The 20,005-nt window shown below is 45.6% G+C and carries 16 protein-coding genes; 3 read left to right on the forward strand and 13 right to left on the reverse strand.

The window, feature by feature from the left end; translation table 11 throughout:
- Positions 1–208: 208 nt before the first annotated feature.
- From thrB to IQ234_RS12735, 3 genes are all read right to left on the reverse strand, one after another.
- A complete protein-coding gene (gene thrB, locus IQ234_RS12725; RefSeq protein ID WP_193957366.1) occupies positions 209–1,135 on the reverse strand; it encodes a homoserine kinase in 927 nt (308 codons plus the stop codon).
- 2 nt (positions 1,136–1,137) lie between these two features.
- Positions 1,138–1,848, reverse strand: a complete 711-nt coding sequence (locus IQ234_RS12730) for a superoxide dismutase (protein ID WP_193957367.1) — start codon at positions 1,846–1,848, stop codon at positions 1,138–1,140.
- A gap of 117 nt (positions 1,849–1,965) precedes the next feature.
- Positions 1,966–2,640, reverse strand: coding sequence for a TIGR04283 family arsenosugar biosynthesis glycosyltransferase (locus IQ234_RS12735; RefSeq protein ID WP_193957368.1), 675 nt, complete (start codon positions 2,638–2,640; stop codon positions 1,966–1,968).
- Between the two features lie 231 nt (positions 2,641–2,871).
- Between IQ234_RS12735 and IQ234_RS12740 the strand changes: the two genes are divergently transcribed.
- Complete coding sequence (locus IQ234_RS12740; RefSeq protein ID WP_193957369.1) at positions 2,872–3,288, forward strand: CoA-binding protein; 417 nt, start codon at positions 2,872–2,874, stop codon at positions 3,286–3,288.
- A gap of 47 nt (positions 3,289–3,335) precedes the next feature.
- On the opposite strand, the gene IQ234_RS12745 is transcribed toward IQ234_RS12740, so the two are convergent.
- The 3 genes from IQ234_RS12745 to IQ234_RS12755 all read right to left on the reverse strand — a co-directional run bounded on the left by IQ234_RS12745 (position 3,336) and on the right by IQ234_RS12755 (position 8,442).
- Positions 3,336–5,192 carry an iron uptake porin gene (locus IQ234_RS12745; RefSeq protein WP_193957370.1) on the reverse strand — a complete coding sequence of 619 codons (1,857 nt, stop codon included), beginning with the start codon at positions 5,190–5,192 and terminating at the stop codon, positions 3,336–3,338.
- Positions 5,193–5,399: 207 nt separating this feature from the next.
- Entirely contained in the window at positions 5,400–6,269 is an 870-nt protein-coding gene (locus IQ234_RS12750; RefSeq protein WP_002771577.1) for a bile acid:sodium symporter family protein, read from the reverse strand.
- A 172-nt stretch (positions 6,270–6,441) separates the two neighbouring features.
- Positions 6,442–8,442: an alkyl/aryl-sulfatase gene (locus IQ234_RS12755; protein ID WP_228008510.1), complete on the reverse strand. Its 2,001-nt coding sequence runs from the start codon at positions 8,440–8,442 to the stop codon at positions 6,442–6,444.
- Positions 8,443–8,487: 45 nt separating this feature from the next.
- Here IQ234_RS12755 and IQ234_RS12760 point away from each other — a divergent pair, with 45 nt between their 5' ends.
- Positions 8,488–8,874, forward strand: a complete 387-nt coding sequence (locus IQ234_RS12760) for a hypothetical protein (RefSeq protein ID WP_193957371.1) — start codon at positions 8,488–8,490, stop codon at positions 8,872–8,874.
- Positions 8,875–9,146: 272 nt separating this feature from the next.
- Here the strand turns inward: IQ234_RS12760 and IQ234_RS12765 are convergent, their stop codons facing one another.
- Positions 9,147–10,523 (reverse strand): cobyrinate a,c-diamide synthase, encoded by a 1,377-nt coding sequence (locus IQ234_RS12765; protein ID WP_193957372.1) that lies wholly within the window; start codon positions 10,521–10,523, stop codon positions 9,147–9,149.
- Positions 10,524–11,153: 630 nt separating this feature from the next.
- Between IQ234_RS12765 and pckA the strand changes: the two genes are divergently transcribed.
- Positions 11,154–12,833 (forward strand): phosphoenolpyruvate carboxykinase (ATP), encoded by a 1,680-nt coding sequence (gene pckA / locus IQ234_RS12770; RefSeq protein WP_193957373.1) that lies wholly within the window; start codon positions 11,154–11,156, stop codon positions 12,831–12,833.
- Between the two features lie 103 nt (positions 12,834–12,936).
- Here the strand turns inward: pckA and IQ234_RS12775 are convergent, their stop codons facing one another.
- The 6 genes from IQ234_RS12775 to urtA all read right to left on the reverse strand — a co-directional run bounded on the left by IQ234_RS12775 (position 12,937) and on the right by urtA (position 19,673).
- A complete protein-coding gene (locus IQ234_RS12775; protein ID WP_193957374.1) occupies positions 12,937–14,154 on the reverse strand; it encodes an NAD(P)/FAD-dependent oxidoreductase in 1,218 nt (405 codons plus the stop codon).
- 163 nt (positions 14,155–14,317) lie between these two features.
- Complete coding sequence (gene urtE, locus IQ234_RS12780) at positions 14,318–15,016, reverse strand: urea ABC transporter ATP-binding subunit UrtE (protein WP_193957375.1); 699 nt, start codon at positions 15,014–15,016, stop codon at positions 14,318–14,320.
- A gap of 38 nt (positions 15,017–15,054) precedes the next feature.
- Positions 15,055–15,801 (reverse strand): urea ABC transporter ATP-binding protein UrtD, encoded by a 747-nt coding sequence (urtD, locus tag IQ234_RS12785; protein WP_193957376.1) that lies wholly within the window; start codon positions 15,799–15,801, stop codon positions 15,055–15,057.
- Positions 15,802–15,943: 142 nt separating this feature from the next.
- Positions 15,944–17,098, reverse strand: a complete 1,155-nt coding sequence (gene urtC / locus IQ234_RS12790) for an urea ABC transporter permease subunit UrtC (protein WP_193957377.1) — start codon at positions 17,096–17,098, stop codon at positions 15,944–15,946.
- 3 nt (positions 17,099–17,101) lie between these two features.
- Positions 17,102–18,262, reverse strand: a complete 1,161-nt coding sequence (locus IQ234_RS12795) for an ABC transporter permease subunit (RefSeq protein ID WP_193957378.1) — start codon at positions 18,260–18,262, stop codon at positions 17,102–17,104.
- A 94-nt stretch (positions 18,263–18,356) separates the two neighbouring features.
- On the reverse strand, positions 18,357–19,673 hold the full coding sequence (urtA, locus tag IQ234_RS12800; protein ID WP_193957379.1) for an urea ABC transporter substrate-binding protein: 1,317 nt from the start codon (positions 19,671–19,673) through the stop codon (positions 18,357–18,359).
- Positions 19,674–20,005 lie beyond the last annotated feature (332 nt).

The raw sequence follows: 20,005 nt of genomic DNA on the forward strand, positions 1-20,005 counted from the left end.
GGGTTTTGGGGTTTTGGGGTTTTATAGCATTTCTGATTCACAAGAGGTACATTCTCGATCCTGAACAGCTTAATCAGCAAAGGTTTAACTGTGCTGCACAGATGCGAGAAACGCTATAGTTCAATTTCGCCACTTCCCCACCTCCCCAATTCATAATTCATAATTCATAATTCCCCCACTTCATAATTCATAATTCATAATTCATAATTCATAATTCATAACAGTTTACCCGCGCCCCTAGGGTATCTAAAGCTAAAATTTTCACCTCAGAGTTAATCCCCACTTCCTCCCAAGCATTTGTCATCTCTGTGGCTGTTTTTTGGGCATTGTCGGGGTTAGTTAAAGCCAATAGGCTCGGACCTGCGCCACTAATTACCATCCCGTAAGCACCCCCATTAATGGCGGCTTTTTTCACCTTTTCGTAACCTGGGATCAAAGATTGGCGATAGGGTTGGTGCAGTTTATCCTCTAAGGCAATTCTCAGCCAATCGCCGTTACCCGTCTCCAATCCCCGCAATAATAAACCCAAGCGGGAAATATTGAAAATTGCCTCCTGACGGCTAATTTTTTCGGGTAAAACCGCCCGAGCTTTTTCCGTAGCCAGTTCAAAATCGGGAATCGCCAAGACGGGAATGAGATTTTTTTGCCAAAATACTTGACAAATAGCCCAATTTGTGCTACAACCTGCCGATAGCTGACAGTTGCCCCGCAAAGCTGGCACCACATTATCTGGATGTCCCTCCAAGGCGATCGCTAATGCTTCGATTTCCCCCATAGATAAGGGATTTCCCGCGCATTGATTGGCAGCCACTAACCCACCGACAATAGCAGTAGCAGAACTACCTAAACCTCTAGCCAGGGGAACCCCTAAACCGATCTCGATGGCGATAGGGGGCGGATTCTGTCCTATTTTTTGATAAACTTGCAAAAAAGAAGTGTAGATTAAATTATCAGCCCCTTGGCTAACTTTAGCTGATTCAGTTCCCTTGACAATAATGCTGACAGGGTTAGCTGTCGTTGCCGGCAGCAGGGTAAAAGTAAACTGATTGTATAGGGTTAAGGCCGCTCCGAGACAATCGAAGCCGGGCCCAATATTAGCAGTGGTAGCGGGAACTGTTACCGTAAAAGTTGTCATGGTTAAGCTTTTGCCTGAAGATAGCGGCGATTTACCTCCTCCCAGTTAACCACATTCCACCACTGTTTTAAATACTCAGCCCGTTGATTACGATATTTTAAGTAATAGGCGTGTTCCCAGACATCATTGCCCATAATGGGCTGTAATCCCTTCATTAGGGGGCTATCTTGGTTAGCAGTGCTGATAATTTCCAGTTCTCCCGACTTATTTAAAACCAACCATGTCCAACCACTACCAAAAAGTTTAGTACCTGCTTGGTTGAAAGTGTTTTTAAATTCCTCGAAACTGCCAAATTTAGCGATTATTGCCGCTCCTATTTCTCCTGTTGGTTCGCCACCGCCATCGGGGGACATAATCTGCCAAAACATTGTATGATTAAGATCGCCGCCGCCATTATTACGGACAGTGGTGCGAATATCGGCGGGTAAAGAGTCAAGATTTTTAATTAATTCTACTACTGTTTTTTTCTGCAATTCTGGATATTTTGCCACTGCCGTGTTGAGATTATTAACGTAGGCTGCATGGTGTTTATCGTGATGAAATTGCATCGTTTCCTTATCGATATAAGGTTCTAGGGCATCATAGCTATAGGGTAGGGCGATAAGACCATAGGGACCAGTAGCAGCAAAAGCGGGACGGTTAAAACCAGCAAGAGTGGCTGTGCCAAGGGTAGCACCTAAAAGATAAAGAAATTGACGGCGATCAAGAGACATATTCCCAGAGCAGATGTTCCGATTATTAATTATCCTATCGATCGGTACTTCGGGAGACAAAAATTTTTATCGACAGACTCCCAGAAGTAATCAGAATCTAGTGGCAGTTCTCCCTAATCACCATAAACGATAAAAATTTTTCAACAAGCCTGGCGGAATTTTTAGATAATAACCAATAATAACTAATTGATTAACTAAGGTGGTTTTGCCAACACCTAATTTTTGCCAACGTCTTGCCGAGGTAATTACCGCAGCAGAAACTATGGCTATCTTACCCCTTTTTTTCAATCTTTGTATTAATTCAAAATCTTCCATAATTGGCAACTCAGGAAAACCGCCCAAATCGGCTAAGATTGAGGCTTTTAAAAATATTCCTTGATCTCCGTAGGGAAGGGAAAACCAGCGAGAACGCCAATTAACTAATTTTTCCACTAAACGCAGGGTTTTTTCCTCTCCATCAATTTTTAATTCAAAGGCTCCCGCTACTATCCCAGATTGGGATAAAGTATTGATAATTTGTTCTTGAAATTCATGGGGAAGTAAAGTATCTCCGTGCAGAAATAACAAAATATCTCCTTTCGCTATTTTGGCTCCTAAATTCATCTGAAATGCACGACCTTTACTAGAAGAAATAATTACCTTTGCTCCCAATTGTTCGGCTATTTCTCTAGTTTTATCGGTACTTCCCCCATCGACAATAATAATTTCTACTCCTGCGCCTATTTGTTTTAACGTTGCCGCAATTCTTAACTCCTCATTAAGAGTCGGAATGATAACACTAAGATAATTCATCAGGTTTTAAGGTAACTAAAGTCAGAGGATTTAGGGGCAACCATCGTGTAAATTTTCCTACAGATACCGAGGGATTGATTTCGATTTGTAATAACTGTTTTTCTGGTAAAAAAGTTATACATCGCTGCCAGTTATTCAGAGTGGCTAAAGCTGCAGTTAAAAGTCGATACCAAATTAGGTTACACTTCATTTTTATGGGAAACGAAACTCTGTTCTAAGATAGGTGGGACAATGCCGAATATTAAAGGAGACGATGGTGCGCTCAAAACCATTTTCAGCAATAGTAAAATTATCGCAGTGGTCGGGCATTCTGAGAAATCGAGTCGCGCCAGCTATCAGGTAGCCAAATTCCTGCAAGCGGTGGGTTATCGAGTCTATCCTGTCAATCCAATGGTCAAGCAAATTGACGGTCAAAGCTGCTATCCTTCTCTAGAGGCTATCCCCGAACCTGTGGATATTGTTAACGTTTTTCGTCATCCTGATTATCTACCCGAAATTGTCGAGTCAGCTATTGCTGTTCAGGCTGCTACTCTTTGGACACAATTGAAAATTTATCACCCAGTTGCGGAAAAAAAAGCGATCGAGGCGGGTTTAAATGTGATTATGGATGCTTGTATCCAGATAGAATATCAGCGTCTATTTGCCTAAAACAAAACCCCACCATGGGTGGGGTTTCGGGTTTAATTTAGGAAATCCTAGAAGGTGAAGGTACCGCGAAGGGTGCCAATCCACTCGTTACCAGTGCCTTTGAACTGTTCAGGTGCAGAAATCCAGATGACACCGGGGGTGATAGAAATATTGTCGGTGACTTGGTACTTGTAGAACAATTCAACGTGGTAGGGAACGATGTTAGATACTTTCAGACCCATGTCTCGGAAGCTTAAGTGACCGATGTAGGGTTGCGCACCAGCAAACAGACCTAGGATATTTCCTTCTTTACCTAAGTCGGGGAAGGCAATACCAGCACCGTAGGTCCACACTTCCGCATCACCGAGACCAAGTAAGCGCACGGTGGAGTAGGAACCGAAGGCACTCAAGCTGGCGAAACCAACATCCACTGCACCGGTTAAACCGTAGCTATTGGATACTTTGGCTCCGAAGTTGAAGAAACCGACTTCATCCTGTAGGGTTACGTCTCCAGGAGGGTTGCCATTGACGTTGAGCAGGGTGTTTAACTGAGTTTGGGAAAGGTTAGCGGCGGAAGTTCCCGTTACACCACGAGAACCACCGTTACCGAAGATGGCGGTATCGGCACCTTGGTAGGCGTTAACGTAGGTAAAGCCGACGTTGAGGAAGTTAAAGAGGTTAGCGTTAATCTGTGCTAAAGCGGCGTAATCTCCGTTAAAGAGACCATTACCCGGGTTAGGATTGGCCGCAGAGCTAGAGCCACCACCAGCTAAGTAACCCAAAGATAGAGAAGTCGGGCCGACAATGCTTTGGAGGAAGCCTAACTGTAGGCTAACACCAGCCCCAGAACCACCACCGATACGGTAGATGGGGTTTTCGGAAGCGAAGGTAGATAGCGCACCATTACCACCGTCGAAGTCTTCAAAGAAGGGGTTAGTGGTGGGAACGAAGTCATTCCAAATACCGCCCCAAGCGGCGACGTAGGTATTGAAGCGACCAAAATAACCTAAGTCAATGGGAGTATAGTAGGCCAACCAGTCGAGAACCACATCGCTACCGTTACCCGCAGCAGTCCAAGTTTGATAAAGGGAAGGGCTTTGCAGCTTATCGAATCTGACGGAAGCGGGATCACCATTTTGTAGTGTGGTGGTCGATTTGTAATCAAATCCAAAGGGAGTGGCACTACCCGCCGCTAAACGGGTTTTCAACACGTCCTGACCGGTGAAGCTCGTGTTTAAAACTAAACGAGCGCGGTATTGCATGGCGGCCTGGGAGGCGGGGCTACCAGCACCAACCGTATCGGTAACGGCGAAGATGACTTCCCCAGCTAATTTGGTGGTGGTGGAGAATTGGTTATTTTCGAGGAAAGACACCCGGCTTTCTAAGTTATCAACTCTAGCTCCTAAAGCTGCTAACTCGGCTTGGAACTCGTCCATCAGGCGCTTGAGGGCATCTAAGTCTTCCTTGAGGACGTTGACACCATCTTGAATTAAACGTTCCATCACGTTTAAGCAAGCGTTTAAACCAGCCGCAAACTCCCAACGGGTTAAAGCTCGGTCGCCCCGGAAGGTGCGATCGGGATAACCAACAATACAACCATAGCGCTCTACAAGACTTCTTAGGGCTTCATAGGCCCAAGCGGTGGGGGAAACATCCCGCAGTTGGTTAACGCTGGTGACTTGATCGATGGTGTTGCCCTGTACGGGTGCAACTTGACCTTCATTACCGTACTGTTCGATCTGATTGAGTAGTTCGCCAGTTCCTGCACCGGTATTCTGAACTTGAGCGATTTCTAGATTGTTAAATTCGGTAGAAACACTGGTAGATTTGACGGGATCGAAGCTACTAGCATTAGCAGAAGCTACCAGAGTAGCTCCCAGAATCGCTGGGCTAACCAGCAATGATTTCCAGAACATTCTTAACATGATGGTTTTTTCCTCACACCTTATAGGTTGACTACACAGTTTGATGACGTATATAGCCTTTCTATTCTTTTGCCATTATACACGATTTAATTGCTTAGGGAAAGATGCGATCTCATTTTTTTTCCCTGACCAGTTGACAAAGTGGCCACCCTGTCGCTCCTAACGGCACTTAAACAAAAACTAAGAGTTGACACAGCGGTGAGGATATCAAAGTTTCTCCAATTTGCGCTTACGACCGATTGAGTAAAGAACGCCCAGAACGGCTCCCAAAATTAAATAAGCAAGCAGCGTAGGAATCACCTGCTGCTGTACGTCATTCAAAATAGCGATAAAAAAGGCTAAACCGACATTGCGAGCAATAGAGGAAATTGCGAGAATCGATCGCTGATCATCATCGGGACCGCCTAGAGCGTGTCCTATCCCCAGAGAGGCGATTACCATAATCAGAATTGCAACCAGTGGTAATCCCCAGACTTTCAACAGTACAGGAAATCCCAAAAGACCGACTAAGATAGCCAAGAGCAAAAACAAACCATTAGCCATAAAAGTTAAGGGTTTGGCGATCTTTTCGGCCAATTTAGCGGCGAACTTTTGCATCAGAAGCCCGATACTGACAGGCAAGAACTGCACCATGGCGACTTGCTGGGCTACCTCTAAAACGGTTACATTCTCTGAAAGCCTCTCAAAGAGGGTGGTAAAAATAGCCAAGGTAAGGGGCGTAATCACAACCGCAAGTAAAGCCAGGGTGAGTTGGAGACTGGCTGAGTAACGGAATCTGACTCCCGCCATTTGCGATCGCTTGGTAGTTAGAGGCGCACCAGGGGAAGCTGCCAAAAATGCCAATCCAGCCATCACTTCTGGGGGTAAGTTAAATAGTTTTAACAGCAGGAAAACCAGCAAAGGCACTAGCACGACAACGGCTAGAAGCGCACGGAAGAGTAAAGCGGGTTTGCGCCAGAGGGAGAGCATTTTCTCGAAAGAGAGAGCGATCCCGATGGCTAACATCAGCGAAAAAATCGTGATTTTAACAAGGATTAGCAATATTGGCTTGACTTCGAGAGATATAAGGGAGTTCATCGGCGGTCAGATTGCCATAATCAGGGATTAAGTTGCGGCTTAAGACAGAACACTGTGGAAGGGACGGGGAGACGAGGAGAGGTGAGATACTTGCCCAACTCCCCCATTCCGAAACTGTCCCGCTTGAAACCGGTAGCCCTTCACGGTTCCCAGGGGTGACTGCCATTGCCGCTCAACCTCCAGACGTATCTGCCGGCTCTGGCTGCTCGAACGAGTTCTCAGTCAACGTAACTGACTCCGCCGGCTTGCTTCCTGGCAAGATATCAAAGTCCGGGGTGAACTGGACTAAGAGGCCCTGGAGTCGCACCAAGACCTGAGCATCGCCCTCTAGCTTCACCTTCCCTTGGCCAATCAGGGCAGGAAATGTGGCTATCCCGGCCATAATCAACTCCAGGTCGCTACGGTCGATCGTGATGGTGAGATCAGGATTTTTTGCCTGGAATCCCTTGATGTTTGTCAGGGTTGAATTACTCATTTCCACCGCAAATTTCTCACCGTTGTCCGGTGTGAGCAAATTGATGGTGAATGTCATCCCTTCCGCTTTCTGGCTATCTAGACGAATGCCGATGAAGTCGAGCCAGAGTTGGGTGGACATGGCGCGAACCGTATCGGGGGTGACTGTCTTGGCCGTGACCCCCGTGGGGAAGCCATTTCGTAGTTCGTAAGCGGCGGCCAGAAAGCTGTTGCGGACACTGGGGCTTTCTTTCTGGTAGCCAATCTGCTCAAACACATCGGCCAGGAGGTCTTTAGCTGCCTGGTTCTGGGGTTCAGCATAGACCAGCTTGTTCAGTATCTCCATGGCTTCGCGGTATTGGCCTCGATCGTGCAACTCCTGACCTTTGGCCAGAATCTTCTCCGCACCCCCCATCATCTCGACGTAGAGCGGAGCCGACTCGCTCGGTGACAGCGGAATTAATGTGGCTGGATTGGCATCCCAGTAGCCCAGGTAGCGGTTAATCACGGCACGGCTATTGTGTTCCTCAGAACCGTGGTAGCTGTGGGCAGCCCACTGTTGCTGCAAACTTTCGGGCAGCTTGTAAACATTGTGGATTTCATTAATGGTCACGCCCTGGTTAGCTTGGTGCAGCACCTCGTTATGCAGATGGGCATAGGCATCCCGCTGGGTTCGCATGACTTCCTGAATGCGATCGTTGCCCCAACGAGGCCAGCTATGGGAGGCAAACATCACCTCCGCTTGCTGCCCGAACCTATAGAGGGCTTCATTAATTTTCTTCGACCACTCCAACGCATCCCGCACCAAGGCACCCCGCAGCGTGTAGATGTTGTGGATCGTACCGCAGATGTTTTCTGCTGCCCAGAACGCTTTCCAGTCAGGGAAATAGGTGTTCATCTCGGCGGGTGCTTCGGTGCCTGGCGTATTCTGAAATACCATCTTCACCCCGTCGATGGTCAATTCCTCAATGTCCTGCTCGATGTAACGGGTGGGTTCAATCAGTCCGGTGTTGCCCGCTGCGGTGTTCTTGCCGATCGACTGATCTACATGGCCGAACGGGCTGCGCGGCAATAGCAGGCCGTATTGAAAGAATGCCCGGCGGACCATCGCCGTCCCCGAATAGACGTTTTCGGCGATCGCATATTCCATGAAGCCAACGGGGGCGATAATCTGCACCTTCCCGTTCTTCACATTCGCCTCATCCACCACACCGCGCACCCCGCCGTAGTGATCGACGTGGGAGTGGGAGTACACGACGGCGACCACACGACGGTGTCCCAGGTGTTCATTGACCAGTTCCAGAGCGGCTTTAGCCGTTTCCTTACAGGTCAACACATCAAATAGAATCCAACCTGTATTGCCCTTGATGATCGTCATGTTGGCCAGGTCGAACCCTCGCACTTGGTAGATCTTGTCCGGCAAGACCTCATAGAGTCCGTAGGCCATGTTCAGAACTGCCTGGCGCTGCAATGAAGGGTGAATGCTGTCGAAAACGCTGTCAAAGCCCCGCAACAGGAACTCGTAGCTGCCCATATCCCAAGCCACGTTACCCGCCTCTGCCATGATTTGTTTGTAAGGTGGGGCGGCAATAAAGCCTTTTTGGGCCTCTTCAAAATCCCGTTTGTCCTCGAACGGCAGGGTCTGGTGCCAACCGTTCTGTAGTTCGATGGTGAACGGGGAGGGCATCTTTCCTTTTGGATCGAAGTGCTTGTTTTTCATAAGGAGTGGTGGGTAATTAATGCGAACAAAAACAGGGACAAGACCTTGAAAAAAAGAAAGATAGCCAACACACTGCGTAAAGCCTTGCTGCAAGATGGCAAGATGGAACGCGCTCTCTACGAATACGAATTAGAAGAACACCTAGACTACTGGTACGAAGGTCTCAAGTCCGACCGTGATCAGTTTGTCTTTGCCGTCACGGAAAACTCAGGTGACGTGGCCATGCTATTGATTACGCCCGATAAAACTATCTACGTCAATGAGGAGGGAAGAGAGAAACTGTCTCAATTCTGGACAAAAGCTTATGAGAATAATATAAATCGATTAATTCCCATGATAGCGGAGAATTTAGCCAATGATATTATCTCGGTGACAGGCGTTAAAATGGTGTCCCCAAACCAGAATCGGCGATGGGTTAGTTTGCGCCCGTAGAGTTAAAGTGCAGAGATGACGGGAAACCCTCAAAAACTATCCGCCCTCACCAATTGCTCGGTAAGGGCGGTGTAGCGGGTCATCAGAATCGACACCAGACTGCCGGAAGGAACTCCAGCTAGTCTAAATCTTGTTTAGACGTGGGGGTCTAGAGAACAGCCCCGGCGCACAGCCGGCTGTTGTCGATTAGGAGACCCATGCTTTTACTACTTTCTACCATCGACATCACCTCCTGTATCCCTGAACGGATTGATTATCAAACTTATCTGCAACTAGCTTAACGCAGCTGTACGGAAAAAATCAAGGCCGGCAGCTAAAAATTTTTTCGGCAGGCTGAGGTTAGCCCCAAAATGGAGGTGGAGATAGGAAGCGTGCAGATTCTTACCTTGCCACCCTTCGCCACTGATAGCACTTTTGGGGAATGCTTGCAGTTGATAAATCGGTGCGTCGCTTACCCCGCTTAATTGGGAGCGATGGAATTCATGGCCGCGCACTGGTTGACCTGCTTTGAGCAGGATCGTCTCCTGTTGGGCGATGGCTTGTCGATAACCTAGGGTTAACTTCGCGGACATTATAGCAGATTGGGGGATTATTTGCAACATAGAATGATTTTTTTGCTCAAAATCCACTATTTTGTTACATAAATACATTAATCCCCCACATTCGGCGTAGGTGGGCATTCCGGAGGCGATCGCTTTTCTCACCTGAGTTAAGATAGGGGTGTTAGCGGCTAATTCCGGGGCAAAGATTTCGGGAAAACCGCCACCAAAGTACAATCCTTGCAGGTTTTCGGGCAAATTTGCCCCTTGCAAGGGACTCCAAAAGATTAATTCTGCGCCTAAATTGGCTAAAATATCGAGATTATCGGGGTAATAAAAGTTAAAAGCCTTATCTCTAGCAATACCGATACGGATAGGGGAAAAAAGCTTATTTGCTTCTGGGGGATTTTTCGGGTTCTCTTGGGGAGAAATAGTCAGTAAAGGCAAGAGAATGTCCCAATTAAAGCAGTTTTGGGCAATAGAAGCCAGTTGATCTTGCAGTTCCCTGATTTCTCCTAGTTCATCCCTGGGAACTAATCCTAGATGGCGATCTGGAATTGTCAGGGAATCTTGACGACGCAAAACCCCGACAATCGGCATATTGATGGATTCTAGGGCGGTTTGCAGTAATTGCAGGTGGCGATCGCTACCAACCCGATTGAGGATAACTCCGGCTAGATGGAGATTTTTGTCTAAAGATTGATAACCGCGGACAATAGCGGCGACAGAGGTAGATAAACGACTACAATCGATAACTAACAGTAGAGGAAGCCCCAAAATACGGGCAATATGGGCGGTACTGGCATAGTCAGGAAATTGAGTATCGCTTAATTGAATACCATCAAATAACCCCATTACCCCTTCAATCAGAGCATAATCGACATTTTGACAATGTTGGGCAAAACAGGTTTTTACATAGTCTTCAGAAGTTAAAACCGGATCGAGATTGCGACAGGGGCGACCGGTAAAATGAGTATGGAACATGGGATCGATATAATCGGGCCCGACTTTAAAAGATTGCACTCGATCGCCACGACTGATTAAATAGGCCAAGATTGCCAGAGTAATCGTCGTTTTACCGACTCCGCTTCTTTCTCCTGCGATGATCATTATTAGTTGTTTTTTTTCGAGATCGAGCTAGACTTAATTAACCTGTTACACAATCAATTCTAAGGCTTGCCAACGGCTAATAGAGTCAATTTTGGCCGCTAACTGGTTTCTGTGTCAATCGACTTTTTTTTATTAGCGGTGAAATCGATTTGACCACGTTTAGGATCATTGTCATCATCTCTAGACAACCAGCTATTGTTCTGACTTTCCCCAAAACCAGAGACTTACTACCTCACAATTAAGATAACTTCCAGATTAGCTGACCAATTTTGTTTAGCTGTTAACTTTTGTAAAAAAAACATTAGCTGTATCCTATTGTACAGCTAGACTAAAAATAGCTAAAAAAAGCAGTTAGATCGGCAAGAAGGAAAAGGTAAAAACCCTGACTGGAAGATGACGGGTAAATACGCAAATAATCCTGAATTACCGCTCTAAAGTTGGCTTTACCGACAGCGAGAGACCAGATTAATCAGGGAAACATCGTCAGATCAACTAATCAATATAGCTTCTTAGGTGTCTGGGAGTGAAAAAGACAGAAAACGAGGGTTTTCTAGTTTCTATAACTGCACTAATCAGAGACCTAGAACTTAGCTCTAAACCGACAACTAAATTATCAGGAGAATTGGGGTTATGCTGACTCTACACACGCTGACCAATGATAGTATCTCTTGTCCCTTGTCCGATCGCATGGAGAATGTCAATTTCCACTACGAATTAGAAAATCAAATTCATCCCACCTACGGCCTCGAAAACCTAGGCATGAAAAATCTCGGTCGCGTTTATCGCAATCTTTCCGTACCGCAATTAGTCGAACAGGCGATCGAACGTCATGAAGGCGTTTTAGCCGATAATGGGGCTTTAGTGGTGGAAACGGGTAAATATACTGGTCGTTCCCCTAAAGATAAATTCATTGTCAAAGAAGCCACCAGCGAAAAGGAAATCGACTGGAATCAGCATAACGCCCCGATTAGCGAGGAAAAATTCCAGCAATTATACCGAAAAGTCCTCGCCTATGTGCAGGGAAAAGACCTATATATCTTCGATGGTTACGTCGGGTCCGATCCTAATTGTCGCTTTGGTGTGCGCGTCGTCACCGAAATCGCCTATCACAACCTCTTTGCCCATCAGTTATTCCTCCGGCCCAGTGCGCTAGAACTAGCCGCCCATGAAACTGATTTTACCGTGATTGCCCTGCCGGGGTTACAGGGAGATCCCGAGGATGACGACCTGAACAGCGAAGCCTTTATCGTCCTCAACCTGGCAAAAAAAATCGTTCTCATCGGTGGCACTCGCTACGCTGGCGAAATCAAAAAATCCGTTTTCTCGATGATGAACTACCTGATGACCAAACAAGGGGTTTTACCGATGCACGGTGCCGCTAACATGGATAAACACGGTCATACAGCCCTCTTTTTCGGTCTCTCCGGTACGGGTAAAACCACCCTTTCCGCCGATCCTAAACGCAGCCTCATCGGTGATGATGAACACGGTTGGTCAGAAGACGGCATTTTTAACTTTGAAGGCGGTTGTTATGCTAAAACCATCCGTTTAAGTGCCGAATACGAACCCCAAATCTGGGCGGCGATTCAATTTGGCACTATTCTCGAAAACGTGATCCTGTCCCCCGATAATCGCCTTCCCGACTACGATGATGGACGTTTGACCGAAAACACCCGCGCCGCCTATCCCCTGCGTTATATCCCTAATTGTGCCGTATCTGGCATGGGGACCCACCCGAAAACGATTATCTTCTTAACTGCCGATGCTTTTGGGGTGCTGCCACCAATCGCCAAATTAACCACAGACCAGGCGATGTATCATTTCCTCTCCGGTTATACTAGCAAATTAGCGGGAACGGAACGGGGAATCAGCGCCCCACAGGTGACTTTTTCCAGTTGTTTCGGTCAATGTTTCTTTCCTCTCTCACCCCTCGTCTATGCCCAAATGTTAGGGGAACGTTTAGAACAACACCCCGAAACCTCCGTTTATCTGATTAATACCGGTTGGTCTGGCGGTCCCTACGGAGTCGGCGATCGCATTTCGATCAAACACACCCGCGCTATGGTTTCCGCCGCTTTAAATGGCGATTTAGAGGAAGTCGTTTTCCATCCTCATCCCATCTTTCAAGTTCTCGTTCCCGAAATTGTTCCCGGAGTTCCCAAAAAAATCCTCGACCCGCGACAAGCATGGCAAGATGGCGAATCCTACGACCTACAAGCGCGAGAATTGGCCCATCGCTTCGTGGAAAATTTCCGTCAATTTACCACTGCCTCCCAAGAAATAATTGCAGCCGGTCCAATTTGGGAATAGCAACATCAAGGAATCGGTTATCAACTATCAGTTAAAGTGAGATTTTCTCGCAGTTTGATTGCCGTCGGGTGTATTGGGGCAGCCTAATACACCAGCAATACTGCTATCTATTGCCCATAGCTTGTCCAGCGAGATAACCGGTGGTCCAAGCGCTTTGAAAATTAAATCCCCCCGTGACTGCATCGATATCTAATACCTCCCCGGCAAAATATAACCCCGCACAGATTTTACTTTCCATAGTTTTAAAATCCACTTCCTGAAGATTCACTCCCCCAGAGGTGACAAATTCCTCCTTAAACACCCCTTTCCCTTTGATTTGATATTCCCCCTGCTGTAATTCAATCATCAATCGATTGAAAGTATTTTTAGATAATTCTGCCCAGGGAGTTTCCAAGTTAACAGTCAAGTAACTTAATAAACTCTGCCAAAGACGCTTAGGTAACTGTTCAAAAGGACAATAATTAAAAAGTTTTCTTTTGGGATATTCACTTTTAGTTTGTAAGATAATTTCTCGCAATTTTTCAGGATGATAATCCCCTAACCAATTAATGATTAAAGGCATTCGGTAATGATGCTCGTGAAGTACCCGCGCTCCCCAAGCAGAAAGTTTTAAAATAGCCGGTCCACTAACTCCCCAATGGGTAATTAATAAAGGTCCGATTTGTTCTAATTTGCTTCCCCCAAGACGAACGCGCACTTTATCCACAGTAACCCCTAACAAATCTTTCAGACGAGGATCGGCAATTTGAAAGGTAAATAAAGAAGGGACAGGAGAGACTAGAGAATGACCTAAATCTTGAGCGGTGCGATAACCAAAAGGACTACTTCCCGTAGCAATTAACAGCTTATCTGCCCTAATTTGCTTATCTCTCTTTAATTCAATTAAAAAACTTTCTTCCTGTTTTTTTACGGATTTAACTGGGGAATTTAGCCTTAAATTAACTCCAGCAAAAGTTGCACTTTCCCGCAGACAATTAACAATAGTTTCAGAATTATCGGTGCTGGGAAACATTCGGCCATCCGCTTCTGTTTTGAGTTTTACCCCCCGCAATTCAAACCATTTAATAGTATCTTGGGGTTGAAAGCGACTAAAAGCTCCCCGTAGTGCTTTGCCACCGCGAGGATAATAATTAACCAATTGGGAAACATCAAAACAATGATGGGTGACATTACAGCGTCCACCTCCCGAAATCCGCACTTTCGCAAGAGGTTCTTTTGCCGCTTCTAGGATAGTAACGCCAGCTTTTGGGTTAGATTCTGCCGCTTTAATTGCGCCAAAAAATCCCGCTGCCCCGCCACCAATTACGACTATTTGAGTCATATAAGTAAGTGGTTATAATTAAATTGAAGATAGATTTTGTCTTTGATCCCCCCTTAATCCCCCCTTGATAAAGGGGGTGTCGATCCCCCCTTAATCCCCCCTTGATAAGGGGGGTGTCTGATAATTTTTAACGCCTACATACTTATCAAGGAAAAAGTTAAGTTTAAACCGCCAAAAATCGCTGAATGACTTCTTGACTTAATTCGCTCGTGAAACCAGAAGCAACAATTCCCCCTTTCTGCATGGCGTAATATCGATCAGCTTGGCGGACAAAATGCAGGTGTTGTTCTACTAATAAAACGGCGATTCCTTTACTGGCAACAATACGCCGCACCGCTGCTTCAATTTCGAGGATAATTGAAGGTTGAATTCCTTCCGTGGGTTCATCTAAAATTAATAATTTTGGTTCCCCCACTAACGCGCGAGCGATGGCTAATTGTTGTTGTTGTCCACCGCTTAAATCTCCTCCCATCCGCGATAACATGGTTTTTAAAACGGGAAATAAATCGAAGATTTCTTCGGGAATTGTGGCATTTTTTCTTTTTGTGGGTAAAGCTTCCAAACCGAGAATTAAATTTTCTTTTACCGTTAAACGGGGAATAATATCCCTACCCTGCGGCACATAACCCAATCCTAATCTGGCTCTTTGATCTGAGGTTTTATTAATCAGGTTTTCTTGCTCATAATTAATTACTCCCGCTCGCGGTTTTAAGATACCCATTAGGGTTTTTAATAGGGTAGTTTTGCCCACGCCATTACGTCCGATTAAACAGACCATTTCTCCCGCATTAATGTTAAGATCAACATCTCTTAAAATATGACTTTCTCCGTAGTAAACATTGAGATCAGATATGTGTAACATTGTCAACCCTTTTTAACTAATTTTAATCATTTGAATTTTTATTCTTCCGAGGAACCTAGATAAACTTCAATAACTTTCGGATCATTTTGAATTTGCTCCATATTCCCCTCACAGAGAACGGTTCCTTGGTGTAAAACCGTAACTTTCTGGGCAATTTGCCGGACGAATTCCATATCATGTTCAATGACAATAATCGAATGACTTTCCGCTAGATTTAATAACAAATTACCCACGTTTTCCGTTTCCTCATCGGTTAATCCTGCCACGGGTTCATCTACTAGCAGTAAATCTGGTGACTGGGCCACTAATTGGCCTATTTCTAAGCGTTGTTTTTCCCCGTGGGAAAGTAAAGAAGCGGATAAATCAGCTTTAGCAGTTAACCCGATAATTTCCAACAAACCAATAACTTTTCTGCTATCTTCTAGCGGAGGACGACCGAAAAGAGTTGAGAAAACATTTTTATTGCGGTTGCTAACTAAATCGAGATTTTCTCGCACAGTTAGATTTAAATATACCCTAGGAGTTTGGAATTTGCGACCAATACCTAAACGAGCGATCGCAAATTCAGGAATTTTGCGGAGATCTCGACCTTTAAATAATACCCGTCCGATGGTGGGTTGCACTTTCCCCGTAATCACATCTAAAAAAGTGGTTTTTCCCGCACCATTGGGACCGATAATCACCCGCAATTCTCCCGTATCCATACTGAAATTAAGATTATTGAGAGCTTTAAAACCCCCAAAACTAACGGTAAGGTTCTCGATTTCTAATATTTTTCCAGTCATAATTTCTAAGAGAGAATTGGTAATTATGAATTATGAATTATGAATTGGGGAGCAGGGTGTAGGGTGTGGGAAGAATAAATAAAAATAATCTCCTGACAACCGACGACCGACTCCTAACCCTGAGAATACTAATAGAATAAGATCACTTATGATCTAATTCTTCTTTTTCCAGTTGCACTTCTGGATCTTCCTCAATGCTAGGATAGGTAATTAAAGTTTTGCGGAAACCAAAATGAGTCAGCAAACGTTTAATACCACCGAGAATACCATCGGGAAGCACTGTCACCACAATTAGGAATAAGGCCCCTTGGAAAAATACCCAGACTTCCGGCAATTGTTCGCTTAAAAAAGTTTGGGCCATGCGTACTAATAAAGTACCGATAACTGCCCCCACAAGGGTAGCACGTCCTCCCACAGCCACCCAAATCACCATTTCAATGGAAAAAGCCACATCCATAGAGTTAGGAGTGATAATTCCAGTTTGCACCGTATAAAGGGCGCCGGCAACACCGGCAATTGCGCCAGAAATGGCAAAAACTAGCACCTTAAACCAAGTAGGATCATAACCGGAAAAACGAACGCGCACCTCATCATCGCGAATGGCGACTAACAAGCGCCCAAATCTGCCTGTAGTTAACCAACGACAGAGGAGATATATAGCCAGTAAACAGACAATTGTGAGTAAATAAAAGGCCACTTGAACAGCATCGGAACCCACCAGCAAACCGAAAATTGTTTGGGTGTCGGTTTTTAAGCCATTAGTGCCGTTGATTAACTTCTGTTGACCGTTAAAAAAGTTAAAAAATACCAGTAAAGCCGCTTGGGTTAAAATGGAAAAATAAACCCCTTTAATGCGATTGCGGAAGATTAAATAACCTAACAATCCCGCCACGATCGCTGGTACGATAATTAGGGCTAGAATTGTCAAAGGTAGGGAATAAAAAGGTTGCCAAATAAAAGGTAATTCTGTCACCCCGTAGAGAGTAAAAAATTCGGGCATTTGTCCGGGGGGTAACTGAAGATTTAGGTACATAGCCAAAGCGTAACCACCGAGGGCGAAAAAGATACCATGACCAAGACTTAATAAACCCGTATAACCCCAGATTAAATCTATCCCCAAAGCGACAATAGCGAAGGAAAGAAATCGCCCCAATAAACGCAAGCGGAAAGCCGACAAAGCTAAGGGCAAAAACACCGCAAAGATAACCACCAATCCAACGATAACAGCGATTTCCGTGATTAACTTTTTCTTTTCCCGTTGTCGGGATTCGTTTCTAGTGATGGTTTCGGTAATCATAATCTATAACTCGGCAGTACGTCCTTTAGGAGGAAAAATTCCTGCAGGTTTGAATTGCAAGAAAGCAATAATTAAAGCAAAAATCATCACTTTTGCCATGCTAGTGGTGGAGAAAAAGGTGAAGAAATCCGTTAGGGGTTTTAGTGCTGCCACGGAACCAGACATCAGGGCAAAAGTTCCCGAACCAATTAAATAATTAGCCACACCAATGGCCATGGCTGCGATAATAGTTCCTAGTAGATTACCCACTCCTCCCACCACCACTACCATGAAGGTATCAACGATATAATTTTGTCCCACATTTGGACCGACGGAACCCAAGAAACTAATTGCACAACCGGCAACTCCAGCTAACCCCGAACCGAGGGCAAAAGTCAAAGCATCCACTTGATTGGTGGGAATGCCTAAACAGGCACTCATCTGGCGATTTTGGGTGACGGCACGAATGCGTAAACCCCAAGAAGATTTATTTAAAAACCAATAAGTCCCTAACAAACAAAGGGCAGTTAAAATGATAATAAATATACGGGTATAGGGCATTTGAAAACCCAGTAAAGGTAAACCTCCCCGTAACCAAACAGGAGCGGTTACATCGACGTTTCTGGCACTAAACCAGGGTCGAGCAAGAACGGAATTAAAAGATAAAAGATAGCCTAATAATCCAGAGATAGCTAGGGATAAAGGGAGAGTGATACCGATAGCTAAATTGCGAATTCTCTCCCAATCTAGGCGGCGATTTAACACCTTCATTGCCCCAAAAAATAAGAGACAGAAAACTATCAAACTAATTACTAATAATCCGTTGACACTTCTGACAAATTGCTGCAGAATTAAGCTGACTCCCCAAGTGGCCAGCAGCGTTTCTAGGGGTCTGCCGTAGAGAAACCTAATCACCCCCCTTTCTAATAATAATCCCGCCAATCCCGACACCAAAAAAGCGATCGGTAGGGCGAATAAAACGTAGGTATCAAAGAAGGGAGAACCGAAACCCTTAAAGATATTCTGCACCACAAAAGTACTGTAGGCCCCTAACATCATTAACTCACCGTGAGCGAGATTAATCACCCCCATTAGTCCAAAGACAATCGCTAGTCCTAAAGCTGCCAGCAATAGCACAGAACCGATGCTAATACCATTAAATAATCCTTCTAATAATGCTGACACTTTTTCTTATTCCTGTGCATTTTTAAGGTTTAAAGAGAGGGGTGAACAGTAATGTCCACCTCACCCTCGTTATTGTCTGGAAAAATTACTAAAACTAGGATTTTTCCATTTTGAATTTACCGCCCTTAGCCGGATCCGTCCAGTCACAGCCAAAGCCCTTAGTTTCGGGGACAAATTGGTTCCAAGGTTGCGGATCCACAGGTCCCGGAGTTGACCAAACGATGTCAAATAGACCATCATCTCTCACCTGACCAACCCGGACAGTTTTGGAGATATGATGGTTGGGGAACATTTGCACCGGTCCTTCGGGAGCATCGAATTTTTGTCCGATGGCGGCGGCGCGAACTTTGTCCAGATCATCGGCGGTTCCCGCTTGTTCCACCGCTTGCTTCCAGAGATAGACCATGATGTAGGCCGCTTCCATGGGGTCATTGGTCACGCGATCCTCACCATATTTAGCTCGAAAAGCCGCAACAAATTTCTTGTTAGCGGGGGTATCTACGGTTTGGAAATAGTTCCAACAAGCGTATTGACCGAGGAGATATTCCTTACCAATCTGTTTAACTTCTTCCTCAGCAACACTCACCGACATGACCGGATATTTATCGGGAGTTAAACCGGCCGCTTGCAGTTGTTTAAAGAAAGCCACGTTACTATCACCGTTAAGGGTGTTGAAAATAACACCGCCATCGGGTAAAGCTTGCTTAATTTTGGTGATAATCGGGGTAACTTCCGTGTTACCTAGGGGTAGATAGTCTTCGCCTACGGTTTCGCCACCTTTCGCCTTTAACTGCTCTTTAATGATCGTGTTGGCAGTGCGGGGGAAAACGTAGTCGGAACCGACAAGGAAGAATTTTTTCCCTTTGTTTTCCAGCAACCAAGTCACTGCCGGCTCGATCTGCTGGTTGGGGGCAGCGCCAGTGTAGAAGATATTTCTAGAACACTCTTGACCCTCGTACTGGACGGGATACCAGAGCATATGGTTTCTGGATTCAAACACGGGCAAAACCGCCTGACGACTGGCGGAAGTCCAACAACCGAAGACGGTCAAAACTTTGTCCTGATCGATCAGTTTGGTGGCTTTTTCGGTAAAAGTTGGCCAATCGGAAGCGCCGTCTTCCACCACTGCCTCAATCTGTTTACCAAGAACACCACCGGCGGCATTGATTTCCTCGATCGCCAGTTTTTCCGCATCGACTACGCTGGTTTCACTGATGGCCATGGTGCCACTGAGGGAGTGCAGAATACCCACCTTAATTGTCTCTCCAGAAGCCGGGGCGGGACTAGCAGCTGGGCTAGGACTGGCCGTGGGGGTTTGGCTTTGATTGCCACCACAAGCTTTTAACAGAATACTGGTTCCCAAAGTGGCAGAACCGTACAGGAGAAATTTACGTCGTCCTAAATTTGACATGATGATCTTGAACTAACCTCGCTGACAATATTAGCTACTTCACACGGATGTTTTTGCTGAGGAGATTTTCGGGAATCTTTCTACGAATATCTGTGTGATATTACGGCTAGGTTAGCAGATTTTTTGTAACTTTCGCTACTTTTTGGCTGTTTTTTGTAACTTTCGCTACTTTTTCGGGAAAAATTAATTATTTTTCTGGAATTGGCCTCAGTTTTTTAGCTATCAGGAGTCGGGAGGCAGGAGGCAGGAGACAGGAGATAGGAGACAGGAGACAGGAGATTATTTCTATTTATTCTTCCGACACCCCACACCCCACACCCCACACCCTACAC

Origin of the sequence: Microcystis aeruginosa LEGE 91341 (genome assembly GCF_015206885.1) — a bacterium.
GTDB classification, from domain to species: Bacteria; Cyanobacteriota; Cyanobacteriia; order Cyanobacteriales; family Microcystaceae; genus Microcystis; species Microcystis aeruginosa_H.